13 protein-coding genes are annotated in these 16,954 nt (G+C 45.7%); 7 read left to right on the forward strand and 6 right to left on the reverse strand.

What is annotated here, in order from left to right; all coding sequences use genetic code 11:
- Nucleotides 1–6 precede the first annotated feature (6 nt).
- From pfkA to cmk, 3 genes are all read right to left on the reverse strand, one after another.
- Nucleotides 7–987 carry a 6-phosphofructokinase gene (pfkA, locus tag M3085_RS03020; protein ID WP_178256543.1) on the reverse strand — a complete coding sequence of 327 codons (981 nt, stop codon included), beginning with the start codon at nucleotides 985–987 and terminating at the stop codon, nucleotides 7–9.
- Nucleotides 988–1,083: 96 nt separating this feature from the next.
- Nucleotides 1,084–1,947 (reverse strand): 4-hydroxy-3-methylbut-2-enyl diphosphate reductase, encoded by an 864-nt coding sequence (locus tag M3085_RS03025; RefSeq protein WP_178256542.1) that lies wholly within the window; start codon nucleotides 1,945–1,947, stop codon nucleotides 1,084–1,086.
- On the reverse strand, nucleotides 1,940–2,632 hold the full coding sequence (gene cmk / locus M3085_RS03030) for a (d)CMP kinase (RefSeq protein WP_178256541.1): 693 nt from the start codon (nucleotides 2,630–2,632) through the stop codon (nucleotides 1,940–1,942). Before cmk ends, M3085_RS03025 begins: the two co-directional genes overlap by 8 nt.
- 273 nt (nucleotides 2,633–2,905) lie before the next feature.
- Here cmk and M3085_RS03035 point away from each other — a divergent pair, with 273 nt between their 5' ends.
- From M3085_RS03035 to M3085_RS03060, 6 genes are all read left to right on the forward strand, one after another.
- Nucleotides 2,906–4,294: an ABC transporter ATP-binding protein gene (locus tag M3085_RS03035; protein WP_178256540.1), complete on the forward strand. Its 1,389-nt coding sequence runs from the start codon at nucleotides 2,906–2,908 to the stop codon at nucleotides 4,292–4,294.
- 26 nt (nucleotides 4,295–4,320) lie between these two features.
- Complete coding sequence (locus M3085_RS03040) at nucleotides 4,321–5,118, forward strand: ABC transporter permease (RefSeq protein ID WP_191710344.1); 798 nt, start codon at nucleotides 4,321–4,323, stop codon at nucleotides 5,116–5,118.
- On the forward strand, nucleotides 5,112–5,921 hold the full coding sequence (locus tag M3085_RS03045) for an ABC transporter permease (RefSeq protein ID WP_178256538.1): 810 nt from the start codon (nucleotides 5,112–5,114) through the stop codon (nucleotides 5,919–5,921). The genes M3085_RS03040 and M3085_RS03045 overlap by 7 nt, the downstream gene beginning before the upstream one ends.
- A 5-nt stretch (nucleotides 5,922–5,926) precedes the next feature.
- Nucleotides 5,927–7,255, forward strand: a complete 1,329-nt coding sequence (locus tag M3085_RS03050; protein ID WP_410554128.1) for an ABC transporter substrate-binding protein — start codon at nucleotides 5,927–5,929, stop codon at nucleotides 7,253–7,255.
- A 292-nt stretch (nucleotides 7,256–7,547) separates the two neighbouring features.
- The gene (locus M3085_RS03055) at nucleotides 7,548–8,600 is read left to right on the forward strand and encodes a DUF2027 domain-containing protein (protein WP_249052250.1); all 1,053 of its coding nucleotides are present in this window, start codon (nucleotides 7,548–7,550) and stop codon (nucleotides 8,598–8,600) included.
- A 4-nt stretch (nucleotides 8,601–8,604) separates the two neighbouring features.
- Nucleotides 8,605–9,015: a PaaI family thioesterase gene (locus M3085_RS03060; RefSeq protein WP_191710340.1), complete on the forward strand. Its 411-nt coding sequence runs from the start codon at nucleotides 8,605–8,607 to the stop codon at nucleotides 9,013–9,015.
- Between the two features lie 114 nt (nucleotides 9,016–9,129).
- Here the strand turns inward: M3085_RS03060 and M3085_RS03065 are convergent, their stop codons facing one another.
- From M3085_RS03065 to M3085_RS03075, 3 genes are read right to left on the reverse strand one after another with little or no spacing between them, the layout of a single operon-like run.
- Nucleotides 9,130–9,693, reverse strand: coding sequence for a chromate transporter (locus tag M3085_RS03065; protein ID WP_191710410.1), 564 nt, complete (start codon nucleotides 9,691–9,693; stop codon nucleotides 9,130–9,132).
- The gene (locus M3085_RS03070; RefSeq protein WP_178256534.1) at nucleotides 9,693–10,259 is read right to left on the reverse strand and encodes a chromate transporter; all 567 of its coding nucleotides are present in this window, start codon (nucleotides 10,257–10,259) and stop codon (nucleotides 9,693–9,695) included. Before M3085_RS03070 ends, M3085_RS03065 begins: the two co-directional genes overlap by 1 nt.
- Nucleotides 10,256–14,269: a response regulator gene (locus tag M3085_RS03075; RefSeq protein ID WP_249052251.1), complete on the reverse strand. Its 4,014-nt coding sequence runs from the start codon at nucleotides 14,267–14,269 to the stop codon at nucleotides 10,256–10,258. The genes M3085_RS03070 and M3085_RS03075 overlap by 4 nt, the downstream gene beginning before the upstream one ends.
- Nucleotides 14,270–14,611: 342 nt before the next feature.
- Here M3085_RS03075 and M3085_RS03080 point away from each other — a divergent pair, with 342 nt between their 5' ends.
- Nucleotides 14,612–16,954: a family 20 glycosylhydrolase gene (locus M3085_RS03080; RefSeq protein WP_178256532.1), complete on the forward strand. Its 2,343-nt coding sequence runs from the start codon at nucleotides 14,612–14,614 to the stop codon at nucleotides 16,952–16,954.

Consider the following 16,954-nt stretch of genomic DNA (forward strand, 5'->3'; position numbering starts at 1 on the left):
AACAGATTAGATAGACAATTCATTCAGTACATTTACCAGCTCACGGTCAATCGGCTTATCGTTCTTGATAGCTTTTGTAAACGGAACATAAACAATCTGGTCGTTTTCAATACCAATCATTACGTTACGTTGACCTTCCATCAGCGCTTCAATGCTGGCTACACCCATACGGCTGGCAATGATACGGTCGTGAGCCGTAGGACGTCCGCCACGCTGCAAGTGTCCTAAAATGGTTACACGCACGTCGTACTGCGGATATTCATTCTTCACACGTTCGGCATAATGCATGGCACCACCCGTGATTTCGCTTTCGGCAACCAAAACGATAGAGCTGTTCTTCGATTTACGGAAACCGTTGTTGATAAATTCTTCCAACTGGTCTACCTCTGTATTAAACTCCGGAATGATGGCAGCTTCTGCTCCTGCTGCGATAGCTCCGTTCAGTGCAAGGAAACCGGCATCGCGTCCCATCACTTCCACAAAGAACAAACGCTCGTGTGAAGTAGCCGTATCACGGATTTTATCTACTGCGTCAAGAATGGTATTCAGCGCCGTGTCATAACCAATCGTGGTATCCGTTCCATATAAATCGTTGTCGATAGTACCCGGCAAACCGATACACGGAACATCAAATTCCTGTGCAAGCAGTCTTGCTCCCGTCAGCGAACCGTCTCCACCGATAACAATCAGTGCGTCGATGCCTTCACGTTGCATCGTTTCATAAGCAATCTTACGTCCTTCAGGAGTTTTGAATTCCTGACAACGGGCTGTTTTCAATATCGTACCTCCCAACTGTATAATGTTGCTTACGTTTTGCGTTTTGAATTCTTGGATTTCGCCGGTAATCAATCCTTTATAACCTCTATAAATACCTTTTACCTGCAATCCATTATAGATAGCCGAACGTGTTACGGCACGAATAGCAGCATTCATACCCGGAGCATCACCACCGGAAGTCAAGATACCGATACATTTAATAGTTCCCATACGTTTATATTATGTTGTTAGTTAGATTTCTTACTCCTGCAAAGGTAGTAAATCTGTTGCGATAACGATGTTAAAATTCTGTGTTTTTTTGTAGCGTTATTCGTTCATTATTACTTTTTTGCAGGCTTCCATCAACCATTTCGGCGTTGAAGTGGCTCCGCATATTCCAATAGAAAGAGCGTCTTTCAGCAAATTCTTGTCTATTTCTTCCGGACGGTCTATCTGATACGAGTTGGGATTTACCTTCTTACATTCCTGAAAAAGTATTTTCCCGTTCGAACTTTTATGCCCGCAAACAAAAAATATCAAGTCGTGCGAAGCGGCAAACTCGCGGATATTAGGCATACGGTTTGCCACTTGCCTGCATATCGTGTCGTAATATTGAAAGGAAGCATCTGCCGAAATGTGGCTTTCGATGTACGCCACTAACTTGCGGAACTCGTCGAGCGACTTGGTGGTTTGCGAATACAGCCGGATATCTTTCGAGAAGTCCAGCTTCTCGACTTCCTCTAACTTTTCGATAACGACAGCCCGCCCGTTGGTCTGCCCTACCAGTCCCAATACTTCGGCATGTCCTTTTTTCCCGTAGATAACAATTTGCTTCTCGCGGTCGGTGGGTGTTGTGTCGTATTCCTGCTTGATGCGTTTTTGCAGCCGAAGCACTACCGGACACGTGGCGTCGATAATCTCGATGTTGTTTTTTTGCGCCAGCTCGTAAGTCTGAGGCGGTTCGCCATGAGCGCGGAGCAATACTTTCACGTTTTTCAAACGGGCAAACATCTCGTGGTCAATGGTGATAAGCCCCATCTTTTTCAGCCGCTCACATTCCTGACCGTTATGCACGATATCTCCCAAGCAGTAGAGCGGTTCACCCTTAGCCAGCTCCTCTTCCGCCTTGCGGATGGCGGTTGTCACCCCGAAACAGAAGCCCGACCCTTCGTCTATTTCTACGTTATACATGTACAGCCTTATCAAATTGACGTTTCAACCATTCTTTCTGTTCGGCAATGGTCATATTGCTATTATCCAACAAAACAGCATCGTCTGCCTTACGCAGCGGACTCACTTCGCGGTTTTGGTCAATGCGGTCTCGTTCCTCTACGTTATGCAAGATTTCTTCGAACGAAGCCTCCTCGCCCTTTGCTTTCAGCTCGTCGTACCGGCGACGGGCGCGTATTTCAGCAGAAGCGGTTACAAATATTTTCAGTTCGGCATCCGGAAAAACCACCGTGCCGATGTCTCTGCCGTCCATCACGATGCCTTTGTCTTTGCCCATCTCCTGTTGCTGGCGAACCAACGCTTCGCGCACGAATCCCAATGTGGCCACCGGACTGACACGTGAAGATACCTCCATCGTACGGATGCGGTTTTCCACATCTGCCCCGTTCAGATAGGTTACGGGGCGTTGCGTTTCGGCATCCAAACGGAACGAAATGTGTATATCCTGCATTTGTGTCTTCAGTTCTTCTTCACGGATGGTTCCGTCGGCGTTAAACAGATTATGTTCGATACAATACAGCGTAACGGCGCGATACATTGCTCCGGTGTCGATATAGATATATCCAACTTCTCTGGCAAGGTCTTTCGCCATCGTGCTTTTCCCGCACGATGAAAATCCGTCTATGGCTATGATTATCTTTTTCATATTTACTCTTTAATTCTGTTAATGACAAATGCGGAACAAAGATAAATAAAAGTTTCAAAAGCCGTCAATATTAGGCCGTTTTCTTTACCGCATGTGTTCATCAACACTACCGCATAAACCTGTTCAAACTACCGCATGTGTTTACTAACGCTACGGCTTGTGTTTCAAGCCGGTTTCATCGGCATAAGAATAAGCATTCCGCGCAATTTATTTGCCCAAACATTTACCGCTGTAACATTATATATGTATCTTTGCGCACAATTTTCAAAAGACATGCAAAACGATAACAAAACAATCATTGAAATAAACAACGTATCTAAGTTTTTTGGTGACAAAACAGCTTTAGACCACATCAATCTTTCCATCCGCAAAGGGGAGTTTGTAACGATATTGGGGCCGTCGGGATGTGGAAAAACAACGTTGCTGCGACTGATTGCCGGATTTCAAACCGCATCGGAAGGGAACATCTGTATCAGCGGAAAAGAAATAACCCAAACGCCTCCCCACAGGCGGCCGGTCAATACGGTCTTTCAAAAATATGCCTTGTTCCCTCATCTGAACGTGTACGACAACATTGCTTTCGGGCTGAAACTGAAAAAGATGCCCAAGCAAGACATGACGCGCAAGGTGAAAGCTGCATTGAAAATGGTGGGAATGACGGACTACGAGTATCGCGATGTGGACTCGCTTTCGGGCGGACAGCAGCAACGGGTGGCGATAGCGCGTGCCATCGTCAACGAGCCAGAGGTGTTACTGCTCGACGAACCGCTGGCTGCGCTCGACCTCAAGATGCGGAAAGACATGCAGATGGAGCTGAAAGAGATGCACAAACGGCTGGGCATCACCTTTGTTTATGTCACCCACGACCAAGAGGAAGCGCTTACGCTGAGCGACACCATCGTAGTAATGAGTGAGGGGAAAATACAGCAAATCGGCACGCCTACCGATATTTATAATGAGCCTATCAATGCGTTTGTAGCAGATTTTATCGGCGAAAGCAACATCCTGAACGGTACAATGGTGAAAGACAAGCTGGTTAGGTTCTGCGGACAAGAGTTTGAGTGTGTCGATGAAGGTTTCGGCGAGAACGCTCCGGTGGATGTGGTTATCCGCCCGGAAGATTTATACATATTCCCCGTATCAGACCGGGCACAACTGCGCGGCGTGGTACAGTCGTGCATCTTCAAGGGTGTTCATTACGAAATGGCAGTGATGTGTGCCGACTATGAGATTATCGTTCAAGATTATCATGCGTTCGAGGTGGGCAGCGAAGTGGGACTGCTCGTCAAGCCGTTCGATATCCATATTATGAAGAAAGAGCGTACTTGCAATGTGTTCGAAGGAAAAGTAAAAGACACCACCCACGTAGAATTCTTGGGATGTGAATTTGAATGTGCTCCCATACCGTCTGAAAAGATTCCGGAAAGCGGACAACCGGTGCGCATAGAGGTAGACTTCGACAAGGTTATCCTGCAAGACGATGCCGAAGACGGAATGTTGACGGGCGAAGTGAAGTTTATCCTTTACAAGGGGAATCATTATCACCTGACCGTGCTATCAGACTGGGATGAAAACGTTTTTGTTGACACGAACGATGTGTGGGACGATTCCGACCGTGTGGGTATCACCATCCGTCCCCAAGACATCCGTGTTATTGTATAACCCTGTTGCCTGCTTTTATTAAAGAAATGAACAAACTGCAACTATTTTTCGCGTCGCGTAAAAGTTGGACGCTGCCTTACCTGATATTTTCAGTGATATTTGTAATCATCCCGCTGCTGCTGATTGTGGTTTACGCCTTTACCGACGATGGCGGACACCTTACGCTGGACAACTTCCGTAAGTTCTTCGACCATCCCGAGGCCATGAACACCTTTATTTATTCCATCGGCATCGCCATCCTTACCACCATCGGGTGCATCCTCTTGGGGTATCCCGCCGCTTGGATTCTGAGCCGGAGCAAATCAAGCTACTCGAAAACCATCATCATGCTGTTCATCCTCCCCATGTGGGTAAACATACTGGTGCGTACGCTTGCCACGGTAGCTCTGTTCGATTTCTTCCAACTGCCGCTGGGCGAAGGCGCTTTGATATTCGGAATGATCTATAACTTCATTCCTTTCATGATTTATCCGATATACAATACATTACAGAAAATGGACAGCAGCTACATCGAAGCGGCACAAGACTTGGGGGCAAACTCTTATCAGGTATTCTGGAAAGTAGTCTTCCCGCTCTCCATGCCGGGCATCGTGAGCGGAATCATGATGGTGTTCATGCCTACCATCTCTACCTTTGCCATCGCCGAACTGCTTACGATGAATAACATCAAGCTGTTTGGTACTACGATTCAGGAGAACATCAACAACAGTTTGTGGAACTACGGCGCGGCGCTGTCGCTGATTATGTTATTCCTGATAGCCGCCACTTCGCTCTTCAGTTCCGATGAGAAATCAGAAACAGAGAAAGGAGGCGGACTATGGTAAAACGAATCCTTATGCAGACCTACCTATGGGTGTTGCTGTTACTGCTTTATGCCCCGATAGCTATCATCATCATCTATTCGTTTACCGAATCGAAAGTATTGGGTAACTGGACGGGATTCTCGCTGAAACTTTACGGCTCGCTCTTAAATACCAATGCCCATCATTCGCTCATGAATGCGTGTATCAACACCGTGGCGATTGCTGTTATCGCGGCAACGGTCTCTACCCTTTTGGGCAGCATCGCAGCAATAGGTATCTTCAACCTGAAAGCACGAAGCCGTAAAGCAATGGGGTTTGTCAATACCATTCCTATTCTGAACGGAGACATTATTACGGGTATTTCGCTGTTCCTGCTGTTCGTTTCGTTAGGAATCACTCAGGGATTTACTACCGTCGTATTGGCACATATTACGTTTTGTACGCCTTACGTGGTATTGAGTGTGCTTCCCCGACTGAAACAGATGAATCCGAACCTATATGAAGCGGCACTCGACTTGGGAGCTACGCCCATGCAGGCGTTATGGAAAGTTATCATCCCCGAAATCCGTCCGGGAATGATAAGCGGGTTTATTCTGGCGTTGACTATCTCTATCGACGATTTCGCCGTAACGGTATTTACCATCGGAAATCAGGGATTGGAAACCCTCTCTACCTACATCTATGCTGATGCCCGCAAGGGAGGACTGACGCCCGAACTGCGTCCGCTGTCTGCCATTATCTTTATCGTGATATTGGTTACCCTCATCGTGCTTAACCTGCGGACTGATAAGAAGAAACAACTTCAATCACAGAAAACGAAATGAAAAAGCTGAATCTTATCCTCGTAACATTACTTGCCTGTATCGGATTTTCGAGTTGTTATAATGCCGCCGAAAAGCGGGAGAATATACTTAAAATCTATAACTGGGCAGATTACATCGGCGAAGGTGTGCTGGAAGATTTCCAACAGTATTACAAGGAACAGACCGGAAAAGACATACGAATCGTGTATCAAACCTTTGATATCAACGAAATCATGCTTACCAAGATAGAAAAGGGTCACGAAGACTTTGATGTGGTATGCCCCTCGGAATATATCATCGAACGTATGCTGCATAAGGGGTTGCTGTTGCCTATCGACACGGTATTTGCCCACTCTCCCAATTATATGAACAACGTTGCCCCGTTTATCCGCGAGCAGATTGACAAGCTGACGGCAGACGGCGACTTGCCTGCCAGCCGGTATGCCGTTTGTTACATGTGGGGAACGGCAGGCATCCTTTACAATAAGAAATTTGTCAAAGAAGAGGAGTTGGCGTCATGGGGATGTCTGTGGGACAAACGCTTTTCTGGAAAAATTCTGATGAAAGATGCTTACCGCGATTCTTACGGAACGGCATTGCTGTATGCGCACCGGCAGGAGTTGAAAGATGGAAGCAAGACGGTATCTGAGCTGATGAACGACTACTCGCCTGCGGCTATGGACTCGGTGGAAAAGTATCTGAAGCTGCTGAAACCGAATGTGGCGGGTTGGGAAGCCGATTTCGGCAAGGAAATGATGACCAAAGGAAAGGCGTGGCTGAACATGACGTGGAGCGGAGATGCGCAGTGGGCCATCGAGGAGGCACAGGCAGTAGGCGTTGACTTGGCTTATACCGTGCCGGAGGAAGGCAGCAACGTTTGGTACGACGGTTGGGTAATCCCCCGGTACGCCCGTAACAAAGAGGCAGCAAGTTACTTCATCAATTTCCTTTGCCGTCCCGACATTGCTTTGCGCAATATGGAAGAAAACGGATACGTCAGTTCGATAGCCGCCCCCGAAATACTGGAGGCTTGTACCGACTCTACGCTGACCGGGTATGTGGATGCGAGCTATTTTTTCGGCGATACGGCGAAACATGTGAAACTGCGTAATACGCAATATCCCGACCGCTCCGTTATTGCCCGCTGCGCCATGATTCGAGATTTCGGCGAACATACGGCACAGGTGCTTGAAATTTGGTCGCGCGTAAAAGGAGACAATCTGAACAGCGGCATCGTAGTCCTGATACTTGTAGTGGTGGGAGGTTTGAGCCTCTGGCAAATTCACCGTCGGTGGACGGCGTACAAACGCAAACGATTGCAACACCGCAAGCGCCGGCGCGTTATCAGAAGGTAAAAAAAACGGGATGAAACATGAATACGCATAACCGCCTTGTTTCAAGCCTTTTACCTCTTAGCCGTAAACGTCAAAAACACTAACGGTAGAACCGGTCAGTCTTCCGAATAGAATCGGTCAACACTACCGCATGGAATGCCCCACGCTACCGTTAGCGTTTTTCAGGATATATCGGCTGACTATTTCCCCTTCTTTTTTTTCGTAAGGAAAGAAAGTATAAATAAGGTCAATGTTTTCTTTTTTACCGGAAACTTTTTACATTTGTAACTCAATCAATTAAAGATAAGAGACAATGAAAATAGGAGATAAAGTCCGCTTTTTAAGCGAAGTAGGAGGCGGCGTAGTGAAAGGCTTTCAGGGAAAAGACATTGCGCTGGTAGAAGATGAAGACGGATTCGAAATACCCATGCTCATACGCGAATGTGTCGTGATAGAAACAGACGATTACAATATCCCGCTGAAAACGACATCGAAACCGGTGCAGGCAGCTCCCGAAACGGAAGAAGAGGAAGAAGATGACAAACCCATCACTTACCGTGCGCCTGAGATTCGGGGAAATGACGTGCTGAATGTCTTTCTGGCTTACGTTCCGCAAGACGCTAAAGCGATATCCACCACAGCCTTTGATGCTTACCTGATAAACGACAGCAATTATTTTATTGATTTTCTGTATCTGGCGGCAGAAGGGAAAAACTGGACATTGCGCAGCCGGGGCACGGTAAAGCCGAACATGAAAATGCACCTCGAAGAGTTTGAAAAGGCTAACCTGAACGAAATGGAGCGCGTAGCAGTCCAATTAGTGGCTTATAAAGACGACCGCAGTTTCCAGCTCAAGCCGGCTGTAAGCCAAGAAATACGCATCGACACGGTGAAGTTTTATAAACTGCACACTTTCCAGCCTTCCGATTTCTTCAATGAACCGGCGTTAATTTACGACATCGTAAAAGACGACGAAAGCCCGAAACAGGTGTTTGTCTCGGCTGAAGACATTAAAGAAGCGCTGTTGCAGAAAAGCGTACCTGCCGCTCCCCGGAAACAGCCTCAGCCGAAAGCAATGAAAAACGACATCGTAGAGGTAGATTTACATATCAATGAGCTGTTAGACGATACCACCGGAATGGGAAACGCCGAAATGCTCAACTACCAGTTGGATGTATTCCGCAAAACGCTCGACGAATATAAAAACCGCAAGGGACAGCGGATTGTATTCATCCACGGAAAGGGCGACGGCGTATTGCGACGGGCTATTTTAGATGAACTGAAACGCAAATATAAAACTTACCAAAGCCAAGACGCTTCGTTCCGCGAATATGGTTTCGGAGCGACAATGGTTACTATTCACTAAACCTATGGGAACACTGAAAGAAATGTTGGCGAACGACCGCTTTGCGGTTAACGCCGGAGTAGAATTGCTGGAAATCCAGCCGGGATATGCGAAAGCACGTATGCTCATCACGCAAAACCACCTGAACGCAGGAGGCGTATGTCAGGGCGGAGCGTTGTTTACGTTAGCCGATTTAGCTTTTGCCGCTGTGGCAAACAGCCATCAGAAACTGACACTTTCCTTGAATGCCAACATTACTTTCTTGCGCCCGGCGCGCGAAGGGTATGTTTACGCCGAGGCATTCGAAACATTCAATCATGCCCGCGCTCCGTTTATCGAAGTGAGAATCGTAGATGAAGAACAGCTTTTGGTTGCCGTACTGACCAGTACAGGCTATCGGAAGAGTGAAGAATTGGACGTTGATTCATTAGAATAACGGAAATTAGGGCAACCGGAAAATGAGAGAAGCCCCTACACACCGCTTTGTTTACAGACGGGTGTGCAGGGGCTTTTCATATCACCATTGTCATGCTGGTAAAACCGGCGCGATTCAATAAAAGGCGTAACCTAACACCCCACAAATCACAATCAGCATTATCGGGTTAACCTTATAGCGGTAAGAAGCAATGAAAACCCCGATGAAGAGCAAAGAACTGATAACAATCTGATACGTATCCGTTCCGAAATTCTCTCCGTTCATCAATACCAAAGCAGCGGCGGCAAGCAAGCCTACCACGCCGGGGCGCAGTCCGCGAAACACGGCCTCTACCGCCGGATGTTTCTGAAACTTCAGGAAGAAACGGCTGATTACAATCATCAAAATAAAAGACGGGAGCACGACCGACAAGGTTGTGATGACAGACCCGATAACACCTACTGCATGAGAATATCCGGCATTCACAACAGCCGTGTATCCCACATAAGTAGCCGAATTGATACCGATAGGCCCCGGAGTCATTTGGCTGAGCGCAACGATATCTGTAAATTCGGATGTGGAAAGCCACCCGTAACGGGTTACCACTTCGCCCTGAATCATAGAAAGCATGGCGTATCCTCCGCCAAAACCAAAAAGTCCGATTTTAAAAAACGTATAAAATAATTGTAAAAACAGTATCATTGCTTTTCTTCTCCTTTCTTAGCTTTTTGTTTTTTCTCATACACCCCATACAGGTAACCTCCCAATCCGGAAAGAATGATTACGTAGATAGGCGAAAATCCCAACAACCAGATAAACAAGGCAGAAACAACCGGAATCCAAATGTTGTAGCGGCTGATGCGTGCCGACTTTGCCATTTTAAAAGTAGGAGCGGCTATCAGTGCCACCACGGCAGGACGAATCCCTTTAAAGATACGCTCAACCGTATCCAAATGTTGGAGTTGACGAAAGAAGAGGGCAATGAGCAACATAATGACAAACGAAGGAAGCACTGTTCCCAGTGCCATCCAGAAAGCTCCCCAAAATCCACGTATCTTATAACCGATGAAAATGGCGATATTGACAGCAAATATCCCCGGAACAGTTTGCGCCAAAGCCATTAAATCGAGAAAATCTTCTTTGCTAATCCATTTCCGCTTGTCGACAAGGTCTGCCTCTATCAGTGGAACCATTGCATATCCTCCACCGATGGTAAACAACCCGATGCGGCTGAAGATTAGAAACGATTTGATGTAAAAATTCATAAGTCAGTTCGTGTTGTATGATTAATATCCTGTTTCATATATACGCTGGGCGGCACACCGTAAAATTTCTTGAACGCATCTGTAAAATACTTCGGGTCGGCAAACCCCACACGGTCGGCTATTTCCGCAATCGTATACCGGTGTGTTTTTAACAGATAAGCGGCTTCTTTCATACGGATATTCCGTATAAAGTCATTCGGTGCGATTCCGGTAAGAGCTTTCATCTTGTTATAGAAGCTGGTCCGACTCATATTGACAGCAGCACAAAGCGTATCTACCGTAAGGTCGTTGCCTAACTTTTCTTTAACCAAAGCCGTTACCCGCTGCATGAACTCATCATCCAACCCCGCAGAAACCGGAGGCACAGCTTCCATAGCCTCATCTTCCAAATGGTCTATCGCCTGTCTGTACCGCATCCGAATCAGGTTACGGTTTTCAAGAACCGTGTGAATGGTCGCTTCCAGCACTTTCATATCGAAAGGTTTTACGATGTATTGGTCTGCTTTTATCTCCAAGCCCTGCAATATCTGCTCACGGCTTCCCAATGCAGTCAGCAATATAACCGGTATGTGACTGGTTTCCATATTTCCCTTGATACGGCGGCATAACTCTTTTCCATCCATTACGGGCATCATCACGTCAGACAAAACCAAATCAGGCTGTTGCTTCGTTACCTCTTCAAGTGCCCGCTGCCCATTTTCAACACCAACTACCCGATATATCTCCGAAAGGTTTTGCAAAATGAAAGAGCGCAAAGCCGTGTTGTCTTCTACCACAAGTACCAATGGCGCATCGGGATGACGGGTATTGTCTACCTCCACTTCCTCTAAAAGAGAAGTGGATATCTGTCCGGTAAATACATTTTTGCTTTCTTCTTCTTGTCCCGACGGCTTATAGTGGTAATTCCGGCTATGAATCGGGAAACTGAGATAAAAACTTGTTCCCTTCTTTTCTGTACTGGTGAACGTTATTTTTCCCTCATGGTTCTTAATCTGACGATAAGTAAGCAGCATACCGATGCCACATCCCGCAATCAACTGGTTTGTGGCATTCGCTCCTCTGAACAGATATTTAAACAACTTCTTTTGATTCTCTTTCGGAATACCAATTCCCGTATCAGAAACACAAAGAAACCACCGGTTCTTATTATGCCATGCTTCAACTGTAATGCTTCCGCCTTGTGGAGTATATTTCAGAGCATTCGATAACAGATTACGGATAATCGAATCCATCTTGTTCCGGTCTATCCACACCGTCAAGTTTTCAAAGTCGCTCTTATATGCCAAGCTGATACCTATTTGTAAAGCGTATTCTTTAAAAGGATGCAAATACTTCCGCAAATAATCGTTTAATTCATGTTCAGACACGATAGTTTGTGAACTATAAACATCTTCTTTTTGAAAGTTCAGCAAATTATCGGCAAGTTCAGACAAACTTTCCGTGTTCTGAATCGCCAGCCCGATATTCGCTTTACCTTGTTCACTTAAATGCTCATTGCGCTGTATTTCGCTCAAAGGAGCTTTAATCAGAGTCAAAGGAGTACGGATATCATGCGCTGCGCTGGTAAAGAAATTGATTTTTTCTTTAGAAATTCGTCGCTCGCGCTTTATAACCTGATACCGGAACCACGCATAAGTTGCACCGATAATAAGTGCCGCATAAATCAAGAATGCCCAAAACGTTAACCAGAACGGTCGGCCGATAATAATTTGTATCGTACGTTCTTCCAGCACAAGATGGTTATCTTGCAGGATAGAACGTACTTTCAGCGTATAATTCCCCGGAGAAAGGTTGGTGTAACGTATCAATCCATCGCTTGACGGCGGTGTCCAACCATCGTAAAACCCTTCAAGTTTCCAACTGTACTGGATGTTGGAAGGATTGTCATAATTAATCGAAGAAACTTCCAGCGAGAAGGTATTTTGGTTATAACCCAATTCGATAGAAGGTGTTTCATCCAGCGGACGGACGAGAGGAGAACCTTTTACGCCGGGTATTACACTGCGGTACATTATGCTAAAGTTCGAAAAGACCATCCGACTTGAAAATTTATCAGGCAGACTCACACTGTCGGGCAATACAATAGCTCCGTCATTACTGCCAAATATCAGTTTGCCATAGCTCGTACGTACGGCTGCATTGGGATTGAAATCGGCAGGCAACAACCCTTGTTCTTTCGACCAATAGGTAAATGTTTCCTCGGTTTCATTGAAAAGAGACAATCCCAATTCTGTACCTAACATCAATCCGCCATTACGGTTCGGCAAAATGCTGAAAATGTTATTCGTTTGCAAGCTACTGTTCTCGGTATGATAATGAGTGATCTCACCCGTCCGATTGTCGACCACAAACAAACCGTTGCCATAGGTTCCAAAATATGTTTTTGTATTTCCGTCAGGTTCTTCAGGAGTATAAATCGTATTAATACATCCAAAATCAATGTCAGAATGAAAAGCACGCAATTCTTTTCTCGTCTTATCGAATACATAGATTCCGTACATCGAGCCAATCCACAACGAAACGCTATCGCGCCGGGTTATCTGGTTAATAGAATACCCTATATCATATACCACATTTTGGCGTTTCTCCGGCTCGTATGCTTTCAAACTGTACATTCCTCCGGTCCATATAATCCCCTCGTCATCCTTATAAATACTTCGAATGTATTTATCGGGCGTTTCGTTATTCTGGTCGCTTTCCTGCTGATAAAACACACTCTTCCCCGTCCGTTTGTTTATCAGATAAACGCCCGACATATATCCTCCTGCCAAAATAATTCCCGGATGGATTTCGCAAAGAGAAAAAAAGATATGGTTATCGCTATAAAAATCGTCTTTGAATGAAGAACAATAGTTCGTCCACCGGTTCGTACGCGGATTGTAACAGCTCACTCCGTTATCCGTAGCATACCATGTATCGCCTTCCGAATCTTCTATGATTCCGTTAATGCTGTTGTTTACCAACGAATTGGTATAATTAGGCGAATGTTTCACCCACTCGTAGCTCGGATATTTTTCGTTATAGACAGTAATCCCCATCGGATAAATGGCAATCCAAATCCGATCAGCATAATCAATGTAAATATCTTCGATGATGCTTCCGTTCATTTTGTTAGGCTGCTTATTATCTTCCTGCAAGAAATGTCCCAGCTTACGGCGCGGAACATTAAGTTTATAAACGCCATCGCCATCGGTGGCTATCAGTATTTCGTCTTTATTTTTCCGACAAGGTATAATGGCATTAACCCCGATGTCTTCCATCGTATTGCCCATGCTTACCAAGTCACGGGTCTGCGGATGATAAATAAACAGCTTATCCAAAAGCGTATTGACAACAAGCTGTCCGGAAGAAGCATGATAATAGATGTAATTAATCCGGCTGATATTCTTCAAATCAATAACCTGCACATCGCTTAACGCACCTCCTTGAAGACGAACCGCATACAGCTGATACTCGGTAGCCATGTAAAACAAATCGTCGCTTGCCTGCGTAATGCTGATTACCTTACCCAGCACAGAACGCTCAAGCCTGACACTGCGGTTTTCGCTGCAACGGTAAATGTACTGCTGATTGTCGACACAAAACCAAATATTATCCTGCTTGTCAAGATATATCGCGGTAACCGGCTTCTTCCGAGTTTCCGGAAACGAATCGCGCAAGTAAAACTTCAACTGAAACTGATTTTTCATCCGGTCGAAACAAAACGCCAACCCGTCTTTCCCTATCTCCCACAGCCTGTTCTTGCTATCGGTTTTCAGTGAATTCAGGTTGGGATAAAAATTAACCGTCCGCCCGTCTTTCTGCAAGTTATAATGGATAAACCGCTTACCGTCGTAACGGTCTACCCCTTTATGAGTCAGTATCCACATATAGCTTTGCTCTGTTTGTCTGACAGATAACACCCGCCGACTACTAAGCCCTTCGTCTGTTCCGAGATACTTAAAAATTTGAGCCTGAACAGATACGAAAGAAACTATCAAGCTAAATAACAGGATAACTATTTTTCTCATGCAAGTTCTTTCTTGATTATAATTCTCATGCAAATGTCGGAAAAAAGGACGGCTTATCAAAGTTCATCTCCTAAATAATGTGATTTTGTTTCGCTGTTTAAGTTTTATTCTTTACATTTGCCTATGGTTACAATTTGCGCCTCTGATTACAGCATATTCAAAGCCTAAGCAGAACCTGCAAAACATATACGGTAGCGTTGATGAACATATACGGATGCGTTGGGGAACATATACGGTAGCGTTTTCGGAGGCTTAAACAAGCCGGTACAGGCTTACTTGACACATACAAGATGTAGCGACTTTTATAACTTATTATCAACTACTTAACCTTAATCTATCGGTATGATAAATTATTGGAAATTTAAAATCGGGGGACTATTATTGGCAGGGGTTCTTGCCGTATCTTGTTCCAACAAAGAAATTATCATGGCAAACTATCAGGTAATACCGAAACCGTTACAAGTCTCGGAAGTGACAAACGACATGTTCCTCTTGAAAGAAGGAGTAAACATCGTATACCCGGCAGGGAATGAAAAGATGAAAAAGAATGCCGAATTTTTGGCTTCGTACGTACAAAAGCAAACGGGACTTGCATTGAATATAAAAGAAGGCGAACCGGAAAAAGGAGCCGTATGTCTTTGCTTAGGACTGGAGAACGACAATCCGGAGGCATACAAATTGACGGTTGGCGGAGAGCAAATCATAATTACAGGCGCATCGGAAGCCGGTGTCTTTTACGGCATCCAGACGTTACGCAAATCATTGCCCGTGGCACAGAATGTAGAAGTAAACCTTCCGGCGGTTGAGATAAGCGACGCTCCGCGTTTTGGTTATCGGGGAATGCATTTAGATGTATCCCGACACTTCTTCAACATGGACGAAGTGAAAACTTACATCGACATGCTTGTGCTGCATAACATGAACCGTTTCCATTGGCACCTGACCGATGATCAGGGATGGCGCATCGAAATCAAGAAATACCCCAAACTACAGTCTGTTGCTTCTCAACGCTCTGAAACGCTGGTAGGCAGATGGGGGTCGGGCAAATACGACGGAACTCCCTACGGCGGATATTTCACGCAGGAGCAAATCAAAGAAGTCATAGCTTATGCTGCCGAGCGTTATGTTACAATCATACCCGAAATAGACCTGCCGGGACACATGCAGGCTGCACTGACGGCATATCCCGAATTAGGATGTACGGGAGGACCGTATGAAGTAAGAAAAATATGGGGAATTTCGGATGATGTTTTGTGTGCAGGAAACGATTTCACCCTTCAGTTCATAAAAGATGTGTTGGCGGAAGTGGCAGACTTATTCCCATCGGAATACATCCACATCGGAGGAGACGAATGCCCGAAAGTACGTTGGGAGAAATGTCCGAAATGTCAGGCACGCATCCGTGCGCTCGGTTTGAAATCGGACGCCCACCACACAAAAGAGCAACGCCTGCAAAGCTACATCATCAATGAAGCCGAAAAGTTCTTAAGCACAAAGGGTAAGAAAATTATCGGATGGACAGAAATATTGGAAGGCGGCTTGTCGCCCAATGCTACACTGATGTCATGGATTGGCGAAACAGGCGGAATAGAAGCTGCACGCCAGCATCATGATGTTATCATGACCCCGAATACTTATCTGTATTTCGATTATTATCAGACAAAAGATACTGAAAACGAGCCGCTTGCCATCGGCGGTTACGTGCCCATCGAAAAGGTATACAGCTACGAGCCTATCCCGTCGGTTCTGAAACCGGAAGAAGCACAATATATAAAAGGTGTTCAAGCCAACTTGTGGACAGAGTATATCGGAACGTTCAGCCAAGTGCAATACATGGTGCTTCCACGTATGGCTGCCTTGTGTGAGGTACAATGGAGCGCACCCGAACTGAAAAACTACAAAGATTTCTTGAAACGGATGCCTCAACTGACTGATATCTACGATTGCATGGGCTGGAATTATGCAAAACATATTTACGACGTAAATGTAGACATCAAGCCTATAACCGAACAGAAGGGCTTACAGGTTACGCTGTCATCACTGGCAGATGACCCGATTTACTACACTCTTGACGGCACAGACCCGACAGAACAATCGGAGCAATATACCGAACCGTTCATGATAACATCTGCCTCGGTACTGAAAACCATGACGGTACACCCCTCACGAGGAGCAAGCCGCATTTATACCGACACGATACAGACGCATAAAGGATTCATGAAACCCATATCGCTGGTATTGCAACCCGGAAAAGAAAATCTGAAACCGGAAAAAGCTGCCGTTTTGGTTGACGGACGCAAAGGTGGCATGGGACGCGATTCCGGACGCTGGATCAGTGTACAGGGCAAGAGCCTTGAGGCTGTAATCGACTTGGAAGAACCGACAGAAGTGGGTTCGGCTACCATCCATACGTTTGTATGGCAAGGAGGCTGGATATTCGATGTCAAAGAATACACGGTGGAGGTGTCGGAAGACGGAAAGGCATACAAAAAAGTAGCTTCGAAATCTTACCCGACTATGGAACCGAGCACTGAAGAAGGCATACATACCCACACATTGACTTTCGACCCGGTGAAAACACGTTTTGTAAAAGTTACAGTAAGCGGTGAAAAATCCATGCCCGAATGGCATGAAGCAAAAGGTATCCCGGCAATGTTATACGTAGATGAAATCATTTTAAATTGA

Origin of the sequence: Bacteroides caecicola (assembly GCF_023337095.1) — a bacterium.
GTDB lineage: Bacteria > Bacteroidota > Bacteroidia > Bacteroidales > Bacteroidaceae > Phocaeicola > Phocaeicola gallinarum.